Source organism: Halochromatium salexigens (assembly GCF_016653295.1).
GTDB lineage: Bacteria > Pseudomonadota > Gammaproteobacteria > Chromatiales > Chromatiaceae > Lamprobacter > Lamprobacter salexigens.
Genome location: NZ_NHSF01000056.1, coordinates 1 through 14,904 on the forward strand (window position 1 = coordinate 1; position 14,904 = coordinate 14,904).

Annotated in this window: 16 protein-coding genes and 1 tRNA gene; 3 read left to right on the forward strand and 14 right to left on the reverse strand. The window is 60.2% G+C overall.

What is annotated here, in order from left to right:
• Nucleotides 1-916 precede the first annotated feature (916 nt).
• From CCR82_RS09185 to rpsU, 10 genes are all read right to left on the reverse strand, one after another.
• Entirely contained in the window at nucleotides 917-1,297 is a 381-nt protein-coding gene (locus tag CCR82_RS09185) for an antirestriction protein (protein ID WP_201245301.1), read from the reverse strand.
• A gap of 335 nt (nucleotides 1,298-1,632) precedes the next feature.
• Complete coding sequence (locus tag CCR82_RS09190) at nucleotides 1,633-2,025, reverse strand: hypothetical protein (protein WP_201245303.1); 393 nt, start codon at nucleotides 2,023-2,025, stop codon at nucleotides 1,633-1,635.
• 198 nt (nucleotides 2,026-2,223) lie between these two features.
• On the reverse strand, nucleotides 2,224-2,589 hold the full coding sequence (locus CCR82_RS09195; protein WP_201245305.1) for a hypothetical protein: 366 nt from the start codon (nucleotides 2,587-2,589) through the stop codon (nucleotides 2,224-2,226).
• A gap of 304 nt (nucleotides 2,590-2,893) precedes the next feature.
• On the reverse strand, nucleotides 2,894-3,688 hold the full coding sequence (locus CCR82_RS09200) for a hypothetical protein (protein ID WP_201245307.1): 795 nt from the start codon (nucleotides 3,686-3,688) through the stop codon (nucleotides 2,894-2,896).
• On the reverse strand, nucleotides 3,673-4,215 hold the full coding sequence (locus CCR82_RS09205) for a hypothetical protein (protein ID WP_201245309.1): 543 nt from the start codon (nucleotides 4,213-4,215) through the stop codon (nucleotides 3,673-3,675). The genes CCR82_RS09200 and CCR82_RS09205 overlap by 16 nt, the downstream gene beginning before the upstream one ends.
• A 586-nt stretch (nucleotides 4,216-4,801) precedes the next feature.
• Nucleotides 4,802-4,877: transfer RNA gene (locus tag CCR82_RS09210), tRNA-Ile, on the reverse strand.
• A 78-nt stretch (nucleotides 4,878-4,955) separates the two neighbouring features.
• Entirely contained in the window at nucleotides 4,956-6,770 is a 1,815-nt protein-coding gene (gene rpoD / locus CCR82_RS09215) for an RNA polymerase sigma factor RpoD (RefSeq protein ID WP_201245311.1), read from the reverse strand.
• A gap of 112 nt (nucleotides 6,771-6,882) precedes the next feature.
• A complete protein-coding gene (dnaG, locus tag CCR82_RS09220; RefSeq protein ID WP_201245312.1) occupies nucleotides 6,883-8,661 on the reverse strand; it encodes a DNA primase in 1,779 nt (592 codons plus the stop codon).
• A gap of 46 nt (nucleotides 8,662-8,707) precedes the next feature.
• Entirely contained in the window at nucleotides 8,708-9,151 is a 444-nt protein-coding gene (locus tag CCR82_RS09225; RefSeq protein ID WP_201245313.1) for a GatB/YqeY domain-containing protein, read from the reverse strand.
• Nucleotides 9,151-9,366 carry a 30S ribosomal protein S21 gene (gene rpsU, locus CCR82_RS09230; protein WP_201245314.1) on the reverse strand — a complete coding sequence of 72 codons (216 nt, stop codon included), beginning with the start codon at nucleotides 9,364-9,366 and terminating at the stop codon, nucleotides 9,151-9,153. The genes CCR82_RS09225 and rpsU overlap by 1 nt, the downstream gene beginning before the upstream one ends.
• 120 nt (nucleotides 9,367-9,486) lie before the next feature.
• Between rpsU and tsaD the strand changes: the two genes are divergently transcribed.
• Nucleotides 9,487-10,539: a tRNA (adenosine(37)-N6)-threonylcarbamoyltransferase complex transferase subunit TsaD gene (tsaD, locus tag CCR82_RS09235; protein WP_201245495.1), complete on the forward strand. Its 1,053-nt coding sequence runs from the start codon at nucleotides 9,487-9,489 to the stop codon at nucleotides 10,537-10,539.
• A gap of 20 nt (nucleotides 10,540-10,559) precedes the next feature.
• On the opposite strand, the gene plsY is transcribed toward tsaD, so the two are convergent.
• Nucleotides 10,560-11,240 (reverse strand): glycerol-3-phosphate 1-O-acyltransferase PlsY, encoded by a 681-nt coding sequence (gene plsY, locus CCR82_RS09240; RefSeq protein ID WP_201245316.1) that lies wholly within the window; start codon nucleotides 11,238-11,240, stop codon nucleotides 10,560-10,562.
• A 147-nt stretch (nucleotides 11,241-11,387) separates the two neighbouring features.
• Here plsY and folB point away from each other — a divergent pair, with 147 nt between their 5' ends.
• Together folB and folK are read left to right on the forward strand one after the other, a co-directional pair.
• A complete protein-coding gene (gene folB / locus CCR82_RS09245; protein ID WP_201245318.1) occupies nucleotides 11,388-11,831 on the forward strand; it encodes a dihydroneopterin aldolase in 444 nt (147 codons plus the stop codon).
• Nucleotides 11,803-12,426 (forward strand): 2-amino-4-hydroxy-6-hydroxymethyldihydropteridine diphosphokinase, encoded by a 624-nt coding sequence (gene folK / locus CCR82_RS09250; protein WP_201245321.1) that lies wholly within the window; start codon nucleotides 11,803-11,805, stop codon nucleotides 12,424-12,426. Before folB ends, folK begins: the two co-directional genes overlap by 29 nt.
• 17 nt (nucleotides 12,427-12,443) lie before the next feature.
• On the opposite strand, the gene CCR82_RS09255 is transcribed toward folK, so the two are convergent.
• From CCR82_RS09255 to trmB, 3 genes are all read right to left on the reverse strand, one after another.
• A complete protein-coding gene (locus CCR82_RS09255) occupies nucleotides 12,444-13,247 on the reverse strand; it encodes an ABC transporter permease (RefSeq protein WP_201245324.1) in 804 nt (267 codons plus the stop codon).
• A gap of 85 nt (nucleotides 13,248-13,332) precedes the next feature.
• A complete protein-coding gene (locus CCR82_RS09260) occupies nucleotides 13,333-14,073 on the reverse strand; it encodes an ABC transporter ATP-binding protein (protein ID WP_201245326.1) in 741 nt (246 codons plus the stop codon).
• Nucleotides 14,073-14,831, reverse strand: coding sequence for a tRNA (guanosine(46)-N7)-methyltransferase TrmB (trmB, locus tag CCR82_RS09265; RefSeq protein ID WP_201245329.1), 759 nt, complete (start codon nucleotides 14,829-14,831; stop codon nucleotides 14,073-14,075). Before trmB ends, CCR82_RS09260 begins: the two co-directional genes overlap by 1 nt.
• Nucleotides 14,832-14,904 lie beyond the last annotated feature (73 nt).

Consider the following 14,904-nt stretch of genomic DNA (forward strand, 5'->3'; position numbering starts at 1 on the left):
CGCATCAAGCAGCGCTTTGAAGCGCGGCTCTTCCTCGTGCGCGACCGGGCGCAGGGTGATGTCGTGCACGTTCACGCCGCTACCTCGCCAACCAACAGTGGCGGGCAGTTTGGACCAGACGAAGGGAATTGTCCAGAATCGAGGGTAAATCCCTCAACTGCTGGTCAGTCAGAGTCAGAACGGTTTCGCCCTGTCCGAGGCTGTGCTCGGGGTCGCGCACGACGGTAATGATGTCGTGTGATGGGCAAGCGTCGCCAGTCGCATCACTGGCTTCGATGGGGGGCTGGCTCGGGGCCAAGTCCGTGGTAGACATGATGGATTGCTCTTAATTCATGCATCCGGCAGGATGCAGTGACGAATTAAGGGAATCCGCTTATGCGACGGACTTTATGATCGGCCTTCACACAAAGCAGGTGAAGGATCGGCCCTCGTACAATGACTGGGAGTGCCAGCCATGGAGAAAGCTACCGCACATGGATGAGCGGAGTCAACACCCAGTTGTGAATCGGGTTGAAGGGGCGTTTCTTTTCTGCACAGCAGCGCTAGCCCCCTCGCAAAAAACCCCACCTTCGGCACCTGGCTCGACCCATGGGTGGGTAAAGTGGGTTTTCTGGGTGGCCCCGCCCCGGCCACATAGCAAACGTCGCGCTGGCGCATAGACGAGGATCGAGCTGTCCCGGGCGGGTGTGCGCCTCAAACTTGAGGAGCGGGGGCGAAAATGATCGCAACGGCCAAACGCATACTTTAGCCGGTGACACTAAGCGAAAGGGCCTTGCTGCAGTAGCGGACTGGCTTCGAGGCGAAGTCGTAGCCACTGGGGCTATCGCCCCCCGAAATTTCTGGGCCAGAGGTCCGTTTCTTGGGCCGACTAAGGCTATGGCCGCCCCCGGCATCCTTTCCAGGGGCTCCTTGGCCCCTAGTCGATGGCCCTCACGATGCCCCCGGCCTCGGCGTGCTCCCAGACGTACGCCCTCAGCGCGTGGTAGTGCTCAGCCAGACCGCTCAGGTGGCTATAGGCGTAGAGACAGCAGGTGATGCCGAACGCATCGGTGCTCAGCGTACCCTGGTAGCCGTTCTCAGCCTGCACCTCAAACGTCGCCGGATAGGTCGGAGCCATGTAAAACCCGAGATTGCTGAGCCGCCAGAACTGCCAATACCCACCGTGATAGTCTTGGCTCAGATCATCAGCCAGGTGGTAGATCGTTGGCTCGATCTTCAATGGGAATGCATAACCAAACAGCCGCGCAGTCTCCTTGATGCGGCTCGACTCAGGGACTTCGGTCTTCGTAATGGTCATCGATGATTCTCCTGCACCGTCTTCCAGGCGCACGCAACCCTCAGCGGTGAAGCTGCTACACGAGGAAGAACGGGGCTCTATGGGGTGTTAGTAGGAAGGATCGGCTCGGTCCTGAAGCCTGAGTTGGTCTGCCAGCAGATAGGGCAGCAACTCGTCTGGATAGTCCCAATCCAGCACATTTACCTCATGGCAATAACGATTCCAACAGCAAGTAAAGCGACCGTAAACGTCGCAGGGTGAGCGGCAGCGATCAAAGCGAAGAGAATCAATCCCCAGCCACGGTGTGAGCCCTTACTCAAGACCAATGCTGATGCAATAGCGAACATCGGTAGCATCTATTTACCTTCTGTCAGTTGTTTCATTTCCTCCAGCCAAGCACTGCTATCCGTCTTCTTATGCCCTCCACTCTCTAGGGGCTCCACCAGACCTTCAGCCTTCAGTGCGGCTAATAGAAATCCGGCGAGATTGGCTGACCGGGATACAGTTATTTTTGCGCGTTTGAGGTACCCCGCAGTGATCGGTTTGTCGGTATCCAAAACACCCTCCAAGGTTTTCAAAGGCACCCACTCCCTTGCGAATAAACCGCCGCCGGTGTTTTGCCATATTCTCAGCGCCAGCTCACCGTTGGTGGTCAGTCCGACGTGATAGGTCAGGGTCGATGCTCCACTGAGAGAGGGGCAGTCAGCGGTTTTCAGTACTTTCTCTTGCTGTTTCTTTCGTGTAGCCATTGCAGTAGCCCTCAATGCTTAGTCGCAGTCGTTTCCACTTAGTAGTCGGTACTGCTCAGCCAATAGGTCAGGAATCATTTCATCGGGCAGATCAAAATCAAGCACGCACAGCAAAGCCTCGAGAGTGACTCGATACATCTTTAACTCCTGGTTTGTTGGGGAAGGATGAAGACTTTGCGTCTTCAGATAAGATGGGCGCTAGGGCGCAATCGGTGGGTCAAGGAAGTAGAGCAGGCGCTCACGGAGCTTTGGCGGTAGCCAAGGTGCGTCAGGCACGACGAAGACTAATCCGTAGTCACCGCTGCCGAGATAGACACAGACGAAGTGCCCGTCTTCCAGGGTGACGCCTTCCCACTGGACTTCATAAAGCTTACATGGCTCGCAGATGTCGGGAAGGTGCTTGGAGACATCGCCGGGCTCGATCAGGTAGACTTTGCCGTGGATGTCGGGGTCGTAGTCTTCGATGGCCTCGATACAGAGTCGGACGAGTTCTCTGACCTTCGGATACGCTGGGTGGGTCGTTGGTAGTTGATGGATGTCTTCGACGCCTTGAAACGCCAGCATTGCATTTTCTCCGGGCATAAAAAAACCCGCCGAAGCGGGTTGATGGTGATTGGCCTCCAAATTTCTGGTGCAATCGGTTTGGCGATATTTTGTTGCTAAACATTGTCCTGAGATCCAAATGTACCCAGGCTTGTTAAATTTTACGGATCACTTCAGCCCCTCATACAATGACTTAATTAACCAAATCAAAGTTCCGCGAATTCATGCTCTTTGAGGTAGTCGTGCCAAATAATAAAGATCTAAACGGAATTATGGGCTACTGCTAGTGTGCCGAGACGAATTCCTGGATGAGATCGGTATGTATTTAGTAGCAAGAACTTCTGATTGATTCTTCCCTGTTTAGTTTATGCAGGTTTGGCCACTCTTTGTCTAAAGCATTTATGCAGGTCTTTCTGTGTTTTTCTTGAAATTTCTTAGTGTAGTCGACAATAAGCGTCCAGTTTTTTCCCTTTAGTGAGGGTAAAGTTACCAAACTATGCAAATCTTTAAAAAAGATTAAATATAGTTGGGCCAGTGACGGTGTTCTTAAATAAGAGCCTTCGTCGATTCTTGCATTTATGTTTTTTTTAACTAATAACTTTTCACTTTTCCCATCCTGTCCCCAGTTTACAAACTGTACTTGGATGTTTTCGTCTAAAAAGTCTAAATTTCCTTTTTTGTCTATTTTGCCAATAGGTGTAAAAACATAAGGATAGTGAACCGGAAAATAATATTGTTGCCTGTCTTCATTCAAGATTTTCTTTACCTGCTTGTAGGGTTTTGACATTCGTAAAATATAAGGAGGAGAAAAAATAAGCTCTTCAGTGCCCAAATTTTTGGAGACTCCATCTGATTTTAATATGGAATCTATCTCTCTTGTCAAAACTGAATCATGTATAGATACTTGTTTACTATCCTTGTTTTTTACGATTGCATCAAAAAGCTTAAAAGATTTTTTCAGCAGGGTTAGATATTTTTTTGCTTCTTCTTGAGTTAAATGCAATTTTTTTTCTTCGTTTTCTTGTGTCTTAAGTAACTCTTCTTCAAGCGTGTTAGCTAACACGGAGCCAGAGATAAACATGCCCATAAAAAAGCCAAGCTTGATTAATTTAAAAACCATTTTTCTTCACCTTTCACAGTTAGCTGGACTCCCCTTGAAGTGTCAAAGTAAGCAATGCAATTGCCATCCACAATTTCAGATTTAAGAAACTTTAATGATTTAAGAGAGACACCCCAGCGATTGGACAGATAAATTAAATAATCTTCAGGAAAATCCTCTCGTGATACATTTGGACACATATCTCTAATTTTAGTCCTCCACTGTCTAATGGAATCTATGCGCTTTTCGGCTTCTATCTTATTATAATAGATTTGTTTTTCTGCTTTTGTTTTCTCTTGTCTCCAAGTTTCAGCAAAGATATCGTCATCTTGGTTAGCACTTAAGAAATACCTTGTGTGTATAGCGCTAGCACGTTTTAGTATATTTTGGGATGCATTATTATTTTGGATTATTACTCCTGTCTCTTTGGTCTCTAAATGATGACCCCATGAGTAGATATTTTTATTATTTAAAATTCTGCCCACCACATGATCTATAGGGAGAAAAAAAAGGATAAAGACGAATGTTAGCATGTATGCTCTATTCATAAAAATTATTCTTCTGCTTTTCAAAAACCCCACTGATGAAAATGTTTTCGGATGAGACAGTCGACGAGGTGGGTGCCAAGTAAGATGCTAAAATAGTCGCCATACTTATCAATGTAGCGACCGTTCACGCGGGGGCTGAAACTTGCCATCGCCTCACCTCTAGCGGCTCCAGCCCAAGCTGTGGAAACCCGGACTTCCGTGCTCAGGAGCGCAGCCCAGGCGAAATGGGTACTCAAGATAGACCCGAATCGGGATCTTGTCTAGCGGTAGGAGTATGAGACATTTGCGCTGTCTTTAACTTACTGAAAATACTCAAGCTAACTTTTTAACTTCAGCATAAGTCATTGATTTTAAAGTGGGGTGAAAATGTTCAATCTTACCCGAAAGCCAGCTCGGAAATAACGTAAGCTGTTGTTTCTTCGTTGTAAGTTTGGGGTAAAAGAAATTTGACACCTCAGTTTTTCGAAACAGAGTCAGAGTGTTACGACAGCGCAAATGTTTCTAGGAGTATGGACTATGAAGCAGGCTAAGGCGGTGCGCCAGAGTGGCAGGGAAGGCGACAGAGGCGCCTAAGCAGATGTATTTATGGTGGGCCGTGTAGGATTCGAACCTACGACCAAGGGATTATGAGTCCCCTGCTCTAACCGCTGAGCTAACGGCCCCGGGGAGGGGCGCGGCAGCTTGGGGGCTGCCGCAGGACGCATCCCTGCGCGGTTGGCGAGGTAAGCCAATAATCACTATCAGTCGGTGTCGAGGAAGCTGCGTAGCTTCTCGGAGCGGGTGGGATGGCGCAGCTTGCGCAGTGCCTTGGCCTCGATCTGGCGGATGCGCTCGCGGGTGACGTCGAATTGCTTGCCGACCTCTTCCAAGGTGTGGTCGGTGTTCATGTCGATGCCAAAGCGCATACGCAGCACCTTGGCCTCGCGCGAGGTGAGGCTGGCGAGCATGTTCTGGGTGGCCTCGCGCAGCCCTTCGGAAGTGGCCGAGTCGACCGGCGAGATCACCGCCGCGTCCTCGATGAAGTCGCCGAGGTGGCTGTCCTCGTCGTCGCCGATCGGCGTCTCCATCGAGATCGGCTCCTTGGCGATCTTGAGCACCTTGCGCACCTTGTCCTCGGGCATCTCCATGCGCTCGGCGAGTTCCTCGGGCGTGGCCTCGCGGCCCATCTCCTGCACCATCTGACGGCTGATGCGGTTGAGCTTGTTGATGGTCTCGATCATGTGCACCGGGATGCGGATGGTGCGCGCCTGATCGGCGATCGAGCGGGTGATGGCCTGGCGAATCCACCAGGTCGCATAGGTCGAGAACTTGTAGCCGCGACGGTATTCAAACTTGTCCACCGCCTTCATCAGGCCGATGTTGCCCTCTTGGATCAGGTCAAGGAATTGCAGGCCGCGGTTGGTGTACTTCTTGGCGATCGAGATCACCAGGCGCAGATTGGCCTCGACCATCTCTTTCTTGGCGCGGCGGGCCTTGGCCTCGCCGATCGACATCTTGCGGTTGGTCTCCTTGATCTCGCCGATGGTCAGCAGATTGGTGCGCTCGATCTCCTGCAGCCGACGCTGGGCGCGGCGCACCTCGTCGGCATAGTTGGCGAGGCGCTTGGTCCAGGCGGCACTGCTGCCCTGCATCTGCGTCTCGATCCAATCGCTGTTGGTCTCGTTCTCCGGGAAGGAGTCGATGAACGCCTTGCGCGGCATGCCGGCGCCATCGACGCACAGGCCCATGATCTGGCGCTCTTGCGAGCGGATGCGCTCGATGGTCTCGCGCAGCATCTCGACGAGGCGATTGAAGATGCCGGCGACGAGCTTGAACTGCAGGAAATCCTCCGAGACCTGGGCAAGGGCGGCCTGGGTCTCGGGATGCTCGCGCCCGTGCTGTTCGAGCAAGTCGGCGAAGGCCTGATAATGGGTGCGCAGCTCGCCGACGCGACGCGCGACCTCTTCCGGGTCCGGTCCGGTATCGACGGTCTCTTCGTCTTCCTCATCGTCCTCATCAGTGGCGGAGCCATTCTTGATCACGGGCTCGGGCACTGCGTCATCATCATCGCGAAAGCCACTGATGACTTCAGCTAGGCGCATCTCGCCTTGCTCGGCCTTAGCGAAAAGGTCGAGCAGTTCTTGCACGGTACGCGGATAGACCGAGAGTGCGATCAGTACCTGGTTGAGGCCTTCCTCGATGCGTTTGGCGATGCGCAGCTCGCCTTCACGCGTCAGGAGTTCGACGGTGCCCATCTCGCGCATGTACATGCGCACAGGATCGGTGGTGCGGCCGAATTCGCTGTCGACCGAGGCCAGCGCGGCGGCGGCGGCCTCGGCGGCCTCGTCATCGGCGACGGCGGAGTCGTTGCTGAGCTGATCAATCTCGGCGGGCGCACTTTCATGGACGGTGATGCCCATATCGTTGATCATGCGCACGATATCTTCGATCTGATCCGCCTCGACGATGCCGGGCGGCAGGTGGTCGTTGACCTCGGTGTAGGTCAAAAACCCCTGTTCTTTACCTTTAGCGATCAGCTGCTTGAGCTGGGACGACTGCTGCTGTTCTTGATCCATGCAGGTACCCGTACGGCGAAGTCGAGATGTCAGGGGGCGCTGCTCAAGGGCAATGAGACTAAAAAACCCCTAATAAGCAACACACCAGTATAACAGTAGTGGACTGAAACGTCTATTTTTTTGTTTGCTGCGGTGCGGTATGAGCCGCGCGGTTCAGGCTGCGTTGCAACTGTGTCCGCTCCTCGGCCGTGAGGCCTTCGCTACTTGCTTTAGACAAAAGACGTTGGCGCAAGATCAACAGTCCATCGCGGTTTAGGCGCCGGATGGCGCCGGCGAGTTCTTCGCCCTTGCCCTCTGGCGGAATATGGGCGAGCAGGGCGGAATTCGAGAGCCGATCGACGATGGTGGCTTGGTCGCGCTCGCGCCAATGCTCGCGCAGCGCGGCGGAGGAGATCCCCGGCCGCTCGCCGATCACCTCGAGCAGCTCCTCGAGCAGCCGCACACCGGGGCTATCGATTTCGCGCCAGTCGCCTGGTTCGGCGAGTGCATGCGGTGCGAGGGTTGGATCGTCTAGCAGCAGCGCGATGGCGCGTCGCATCGGATTGAGCTGGGTTAATTGGGTTCGACCCTGAGCTTGCCTCTGAATTCGTCCTTGTGTCCGTGAAGGGCCTTGGCGCTGGCGCGCGCTGCTTGCCACGCCGGTGAGCTTGGCGAGGCGCTGCTCGAGCAGATCACGGAAGGTGCCGACGGGAACCTTGTTCAACAAGGGGCGGGCGGCGGCATCCAGACTCGCTCGGCCTTCGTCGCTGCCGAGGTCGCGCTCGGCGGTCAAATGCTCGAACAGGAAGTCGGAGAGCAACATCGCCTGCTCCATGCGCTGCTCAAAGGGGCCTGCGCCTTCCTGGCGAATCAGGCTATCCGGGTCCTCGCCCTCGGGCAGGAGCAGGAAGCGAATCGGCGTCTGGCCGGTCGCCTGCGGCAATGCGATCTTGAGTGCCTTCCAGGCGGCATCGCGCCCGGCCCGGTCACCATCGAAACAGAACACCAGCTCAGGTGCGGCGCTGCGCAGGAGTCGAGTCAGGTGCTCGGGCGTGGTGGCCGTGCCGAGGGTTGCCACCGCATAGGGGACGCCGAACTGCGCGAGCGCGATCACATCCATGTAGCCCTCGACGACGAGCAGGCGTGGCGGCTGCCGGTTGGCCTGCTGGGCCTCGAACAGGCCGTAGAGTTCGCGCCCTTTGTGGAAGACCAAGTTCTCGGGAGAGTTCAGGTACTTCGGCTCGCCGTCATCGAGCAGGCGGCCGCCGAAGCCGATGACCCGGCCGCGCCGATCGCGGATCGGAAACATGACGCGGTTGCGAAAGCGATCGTAGCGCCGCCCGTCGCGCTCGATGACCAAGCCGGCGCGCTCGAGCAGGGTCTGGGCGTCGGGGTGTTGACCAAGCTGCTTGAGGAGGAAGTCCCAACCCGGGGGCGCGAAGCCAAGCCCGAAACGGGCCGCGACCTCGCCGCTGAGGCCACGGCCGCGCAGATAGTCCACCGCGCGCCGCGCCTGTGGATGCTCGCGCAACTGCTGTTGAAACAGGGCGGCGGCCTGCTCGAGAAGCAGGTAGAGGGGTCTGGGGTCGGGGCCGGCCGGTGCCGCATCGGCCTCGCTTGGCAGCTCCAGGCCGGCCTGCTGCGCTAATTCCTCGACCGCCTCACGGAACCCGAGCCGATCATGCTCGATGAGGAAGTCGATGGCGTTGCCATGCGCGCCGCAGCCGAAGCAGTGGTAGGTCTGGCGACTGGGGGTGACGACGAAGGAGGGCGTCTTCTCGGTGTGGAAGGGGCAAAGCCCTTTCAGCAGCCCGCCAGCCTTCTTTAGCTGCACGCGCGCGCCGACGACCTCGGCGATCTCGATGCGCTCGAGGAGACGTGCTCTGAAATCTGGCGGAAACTGGCCGGCCATTGTCTCCCACGCCTGAGGCAGGCGTGGCGGCCGTCTACACGGCGCCTCAGCCTGCGAGCCTTGCCTTCACCGCGCCGCTGACCGCAGCCATATCGGCGCGCCCCTGGAGCTTGGGCTTGAGCAGGCCCATGACCTTGCCCATGTCCTGCATGCCGGCGGCGCCGGTGTCGGCGATGGCGCTGTTGATCAGCGCATCGATCTCCTCGTCGCTCAACGCGGCGGGCATGTAGTCCTGACAGATCTCGATCTCGAAGCGTTCCTTCTCGGCGAGATCCTCGCGCCCGGCCTCGCTGTACTGCGCGACCGAGTCGCGCCGCTGCTTGAGCATCTTGTCGAGCACCGCGAGCACCTGGGTCTCGTCGAGTTCGCTGCGCTCATCGACCTCGCGCTGCTTGATGGCGGCATGAATGAGCCGAATCACCCCGAGACGAGCCTTGTCGCCGGACTTCATCGCCGCCTTCATGTCGGCCTGTAAGCGCGCTTTCAACATCAGAACGTGCGTTCCCAGCGCCGCGCCTCGCGCGAGAGCTTCTTGTGGTGGCGTTTCACGGCCGCGGCTTTCTTGCGCTTGCGCTCGCTGGTCGGCTTTTCATAGAACTCGCGACGACGCACCTCGGCGAGGACGCCGGCCTTTTCACACGAGCGTTTGAAGCGACGCAGGGCCACCTCGAAGGGTTCATTGTCTTTGACGCGGACGCTGGGCATGTAGACTCCCGTTGGCGATGTCCAGTGGGTGGGATCAATCGGTTACACTACGGATAATCTACCAGCATAGCCGGTGAATGCCGACTGATGCAACCAGCAATCTTTCAGGAGCTGACCCGGATGCGTGTGCTTGGTATCGAGACCTCCTGCGACGAGACTGGGGTCGCCCTCTACGACGGCGGACCCGATGGCGCCGGGCTGCTGGCGCACGCGGTCTACAGCCAGGTCGAGCTGCATGCCGAATATGGCGGCGTGGTGCCAGAGCTGGCCTCGCGGGATCACATCCGCAAGCTGCTACCGCTGATCGAGCAGGTGCTGGACGAGGCTGGGCTGAGCGCGGCCGAGATCGAGGGCATCGCCTACACGGCGGGGCCGGGGTTGGTCGGGGCGCTGCTGGTCGGCGCCGCGCTCGGGCGCAGCCTGGCCTGGGCCTGGGGCGTGCCGGCGCTGGCGGTGCATCACATGGAAGGGCATTTGCTCGCGCCACTGCTGGAAGACCCGGCGCCAGCCTTCCCGTTCGTGGCGTTGTTGGTCTCGGGTGGGCATACGCAGCTCGTCGACGTGCAGGCCATCGGCCGCTATCGCATCCTTGGCGAATCGGTCGATGATGCCGCCGGCGAGGCCTTCGACAAGACCGCGAAGATCCTCGGCCTGCCGTATCCGGGTGGTCCCGCGCTCGCCCGGCTCGCCGAGCAGGGCGATCCGACTCGGTATCGGTTCCCACGGCCGATGACCGATCGGCCCGGGCTGGATTTCAGCTTCAGTGGGCTGAAGACCTTTGCGCTCAATGCCTGGCGGCAGGTGCAAGCCGAGCGCGAGGATCTCGAACAGGCGCGCGCCGACATCGCGCGCGCGTTCGAAGAAGCGGTGGTCGACACATTGCTGATCAAGTGCCGGCGCGCGGTCGAGGCCGCCGGCGCGGAGCGCCTGATCATGGCCGGCGGGGTGAGTGCCAATCGGCGCCTGCGCGCGCGCATGGATGAGCAGATGGATGCGCGCGGGGTCGCGGTCTTCTATCCACGCGCGGCGCTGTGTACCGATAACGGCGCGATGATCGCCTTGGCGGGGCATGAACGCCTGGTGGCCGGTCAGCATGAGGCGTTGAGCTTTGGTGCGCGCCCACGCTGGGCGCTCGAGGCGCTGTCCACGCTCGACGGCGATCCTGCGTCCTGATACCTGAACTCATCCCCTGCTCAAGGCCTGTCGCGCTCGTGCGCGCCGCTGTCGTTCGCGCCACCGATACGGTCTTCAGTGCCACTGAGCAGATTGCGGATATTGCTGCGATGGCGCCAGAACAGCAGCAGCGTCATCAGGGTCTGCATGCCGACCAGCACCCCGGTGCCGCTGTCGGCGTGCAGTGGCCAGAGCAGCCAGATCAGCAGCGGCGCGGCGGCCATCGAGACGAGCGCCGAGGCCGAGGACACCTTGAGCACCTTGGCGACGAAGAGCCAGATCGCGGCAACCGCAGCGCCGAGTGAGAGCAAGAGTCCGAATTGCACGCCAAGCGCCGTGGCCACGCCCTTGCCGCCCTGGAAGCCGAAGAAGACCGGATAGAGGTGGCCGAGGAAGGCCGCCAGCCCCACGGCGGCGAGCAACCAGGCGCTGGCATCCACCAGGCCCATGGCGCCGAGCAGATGCGCGGCGAACATCGGCAGGAAACCTTTGAGGCTGTCGCCGAACAGGGTGATCGCCGCCGCCTTGCGCGCCTTGGGACCACCGATACGCAGCACATTGGTCGCGCCTGGGTTGCCCGAACCTTGGGTACGGGGGTCGGCAAGGCCCAGGGCGCGACAGACGAGGATCGCGCTCGAAATCGAGCCGAGCAGGTAGGCGCAGGCGATCAGCGCGGTGTTGGCGAAGAGCAGTAGGTCCATGGGCGGCTATTGGACGGGCTGAGAGGGCATTGGTCAAGCGCCATCGTCTGTGACGGGATGGTTGCAAATATGGCTCAGAGCGCCATGATGCCTGCCAACGAGGACTCGGCGCTGAAGAATGCGCGCAACAGCGGAGACACGACAGGCATGGATATCGTATTCATCAAGGGGCTACGGGTCGAGACCATCATCGGCATCTACGACTGGGAGAAGGCGATTCGCCAGCCCGTGGTGCTCGATGTCGAGATGGGCACCGACGTGCGGCGTGGCGCCGCCAGCGATCGCATCCAGGACGCGCTCGACTACAAGGCCGTCTCCAAGCGGCTCAAGACGTTCATCGGTGAATCCCGCTTCGAGCTGGTCGAGACCCTGGCCGAGCGCTGCGCGGCGATCATCCTGGACGAGTTCGCGGTGCCTTGGGTACGGCTGACCTTGAACAAGATCGGCGCGCTGAGTGACGCCGAAGGCGTCGGCGTCATCATCGAGCGCGAGCCGCGCGGGCAGCCATCGGAAGCGACCGGCTCGCGGAGCGACGCCGCGAACGACAGCTCAGGGCAGGCGGATGCCGAGCACGGATCAGCCTCGGCCTGAGCGATCGATACAGGCCGCCGGTCCAGCACGGCGCTGCTGGATCAGCCTCGGCAGCAACCGCGCGCGCGAGGCCTCGATCCGGGGCGGCGTGCAGGGGCTGCGGCACGCCTTCGGGGCGCTCATCTTGTCGCCGGTCTACGAAACCGAGGCGGAGGGCTTCGTGGGTGATCCCTTCCTGAATCTGGTCGCCGGCATCGAGACGACGCTGACGGTGGGCGAGATTCGGGCCATCCTGCGCCGCATCGAGGCCGACCATGGCCGCGAGCGCAGTGGTGAACCATTCGCCCCGCGCACGCTCGATCTGGATCTGCTGACCTTCGGCGACCGCAGCGGTGAGTTCGACGGCTATCGCATCCCGCGCGATGAGATCCTGTGTTATGCCTTCGTGCTCGGCCCGCTCGCCGATGTGGCACCCGAGGAACGGCATCCGATCGCTGGGCAGTGCTATGCGGTGCTCTGGGAACAACTTCTGGCGCGGCTGCGAGCCGAGCGGTTGGGCGATCGTCAAACCGCCGCCTCTCGAGATCCAGCAAACGAGCCGGCCGAGCATTGGTCGCCACTACACCGCTTCACGCTGACTCTCGTTGGTCCGTGATCCATGCACAAGCCGCCTCATCCTCGGGCCGCCCGCAGCCGCTCCAGGCGCAACCGATGCCGCCCATCGAACAGCCGCCGAGCGCCGATCCAGACCGCGGCGACGCTGCCGAGCCCGGTGCCGCTAGCGATCAGGAACATGATCAGCAGCTGATACTTGGCCGCCTCCATCGGCGGGCTGCCGGCGAGGATCTGACCGGTCATCATCCCTGGCAGGCTGACCAGGCCAGCGGTGGCCATGGCATTGGTGATCGGGATCAGGCCGGCGCGCAAGGCGTCGCGGCGGATATCGGCGATCGCCTCGCTCCAGGTCGCGCCGAGCAGCAGTTGGGCCTCGATACGGTTGCGACCTTCCCAGGTCTGTCGGGTCAGGCCATCGAGGGCGACGGCGATGCCGTTCATGGTGTTGCCAAGCAGCATGCCGAGCAGCGGAATCAGATATTGCGGCTGATACCAGGGCGTGACGCCGATGAGCACCGTCAGCGCCACCACCGTGATGCTGAACGAGGACAAAAACATCGACAGCGCGCCGATCCCATAGCCCCAGGCCCCGCGAAAACGCCGCCGCTGTCGCGCCATCACCTCCCAGCCCGCCACCGAGAGCATCATCAGCGCCAGCAGTCCAATCAGCAGCGGGTTAGTGGTCGCGAACAAGACCTTCAGCACGAGGCCAAGCAGCACCAACTGCACCGTGCTGCGCGCGGCGGCGATCAGGATACGTCGCTCGATGCCGAGATGCAGGCGCCAGGAGAGCGCGGCCAACAGCAGCACTAGGCCGGAGGCCAGCGCCAGATCGAAGAGGCTCAGCGAGATCAGGTCCATGGTCCAGCCACCTCGATGACGTGGTTGAGGGCGTGCCGGAGTGACTGGCGCATCAGGGGCATGATCGGTGGCTTTAGCATTCGCATCAGGCAGGGGATTCCGCTTGTAAGCGACCGGCCTCGATGACGAAACAGCGCCCGCCAGCGGCCTGTGCCAGGCGCTGGCGTTGATCCGGATCATGACTGGCCCAGAGCACGGCCGCGCGCCGCTGGCGGCGATAGTCATCGATCAGCTGCTCGGCCTGCGCGCGATTGCTCGGGTCCAGGTTGGCGGTGGCCTCGTCGAGCAGCAGCACCTCTGGGCCGTTGACCAGCAGCCGTGCCAAGGCGAGACGTTGGCGCTCGCCGGTCGAGAGCCGCTGCACGTCCCAGTCGAGCACATCGGACTGGAAGCCGAGCCGCGCGAGTAAGCGCGCCAGCCCTGTGATTCCGAGTTGGTCGCCCTTGACCTGAGCGACTTCATCAGGAAAGCCACCCTGCGTCGGTGTCGCGTCGACAGCGCCGGCAGGCGTTGCCATCGCCGACGCTTGGGCTGGTTCAGCGGGCGAGATGGCGAAATGCGCGCCAACCTGATCGGCCCACCAGCCGGTCTCGGCGGGCAGCAGGCCGACGCGCCGGCGCCACTCGGGGGCGGGGATCAGCGAGCGCGGCTGCGCGTCGATCAGCACCTCGCCCTGACTCGGGTCCAGGTCGGCGATGGCGCGCAGCAGCAGGCTCTTGCCAGCGCCCGAGGGGCCGGAGATGAAGACCAGCTCGCCAGCGCCGATCTCAAGCTCGATCGGCGCGAGGAGCTTTGGCTGCAGGCGTGCGAGCGTCAGCGCGGCCATCAGCGGCGCCGGTAGATCAGGTCATGGACCTGATGGCCGAGGCGCTGACCCCGGCGCTCGAACTTGGTGATCGGCCGTTGCGCCGGTCGCGCGCTGAACCGGCCCGGCCCGGCGCTGTTCTCGAACAGCTCGGGGGCGCCGTCGAGCATCGCCAGCATCCAGTCGGCGTAGGGCGTCCAGTCGGTGGCCAGATGGAAGGTGCCGCCGGGTCGCAGCACCCGCGCCACGGCGGCGACAAACCCAGGTTGGACGATGCGCCGCTTGTGATGGCGCTTCTTCGGCCAAGGGTCGGGGAAGAACAGCTGCACGCGATCCAGGCTGGCGCTGGGCAGGCCAGTCTCGAGCAGGGCCGCAGCATCGGCGCGCAGCACACGCACATTGGTCAGTCCCTGCTGCTCGAGCGCGAGCAGCAGATGACCGACACCAGGGCGGTGGACCTCGAGGCCGATGAAGTCGCGCTCCGGGGCGGCGGCGGCCATCGCCGCCAGTGAGTCGCCGTCGCCGAAGCCGATCTCGAGCGTGATCCGCCGCGCGGTGGCAAACAGCGCCTGCGGATCGAGCACCTCACCGGGCTGCCAGTCGATGCCAAAGCGCGGCCAGAGTTCACGAAAGGCGCGCTCCTGGCCGGCTGTCAGCCGGCCCTCGCGCAGCACGAAGCTGCGAATCGGTCGCCTCCCCTGCTCGTGCGACGACACACGGGCTGGCTCAGCGGCATGAGTGCTCGCATCTGGGTGACTCAGGATCAGGGTCTTGGTCATCGCTCTGGTCTACTGTCTCGAGTCGCTGTGCCGCTGGTGCTAAGGTATTGGTCTTCATGGACCAACCGGGAGC

What these genes read in the sequence shown, in the direction of transcription:
- CCR82_RS09185 (WP_201245301.1), bottom strand. Translation starts at nt 1,297, where the DNA reads ATGACCATTACGAAGACCGAAGTCCCTGAGTCGAGCCGCATCAAGGAG.
- CCR82_RS09190 (WP_201245303.1), bottom strand. Translation starts at nt 2,025, where the DNA reads ATGGCTACACGAAAGAAACAGCAAGAGAAAGTACTGAAAACCGCTGAC.
- CCR82_RS09195 (WP_201245305.1), bottom strand. Translation starts at nt 2,589, where the DNA reads ATGCTGGCGTTTCAAGGCGTCGAAGACATCCATCAACTACCAACGACC.
- CCR82_RS09200 (WP_201245307.1), bottom strand. Translation starts at nt 3,688, where the DNA reads ATGGTTTTTAAATTAATCAAGCTTGGCTTTTTTATGGGCATGTTTATC.
- CCR82_RS09205 (WP_201245309.1), bottom strand. Translation starts at nt 4,215, where the DNA reads ATGAATAGAGCATACATGCTAACATTCGTCTTTATCCTTTTTTTTCTC.
- rpoD (WP_201245311.1), bottom strand. Translation starts at nt 6,770, where the DNA reads ATGGATCAAGAACAGCAGCAGTCGTCCCAGCTCAAGCAGCTGATCGCT.
- dnaG (WP_201245312.1), bottom strand. Translation starts at nt 8,661, where the DNA reads ATGGCCGGCCAGTTTCCGCCAGATTTCAGAGCACGTCTCCTCGAGCGC.
- CCR82_RS09225 (WP_201245313.1), bottom strand. Translation starts at nt 9,151, where the DNA reads ATGTTGAAAGCGCGCTTACAGGCCGACATGAAGGCGGCGATGAAGTCC.
- rpsU (WP_201245314.1), bottom strand. Translation starts at nt 9,366, where the DNA reads ATGCCCAGCGTCCGCGTCAAAGACAATGAACCCTTCGAGGTGGCCCTG.
- tsaD (WP_201245495.1), top strand. Translation starts at nt 9,487, where the DNA reads ATGCGTGTGCTTGGTATCGAGACCTCCTGCGACGAGACTGGGGTCGCC.
- plsY (WP_201245316.1), bottom strand. Translation starts at nt 11,240, where the DNA reads ATGGACCTACTGCTCTTCGCCAACACCGCGCTGATCGCCTGCGCCTAC.
- folB (WP_201245318.1), top strand. Translation starts at nt 11,388, where the DNA reads ATGGATATCGTATTCATCAAGGGGCTACGGGTCGAGACCATCATCGGC.
- folK (WP_201245321.1), top strand. Translation starts at nt 11,803, where the DNA reads ATGCCGAGCACGGATCAGCCTCGGCCTGAGCGATCGATACAGGCCGCC.
- CCR82_RS09255 (WP_201245324.1), bottom strand. Translation starts at nt 13,247, where the DNA reads ATGGACCTGATCTCGCTGAGCCTCTTCGATCTGGCGCTGGCCTCCGGC.
- CCR82_RS09260 (WP_201245326.1), bottom strand. Translation starts at nt 14,073, where the DNA reads ATGGCCGCGCTGACGCTCGCACGCCTGCAGCCAAAGCTCCTCGCGCCG.
- trmB (WP_201245329.1), bottom strand. Translation starts at nt 14,831, where the DNA reads ATGACCAAGACCCTGATCCTGAGTCACCCAGATGCGAGCACTCATGCC.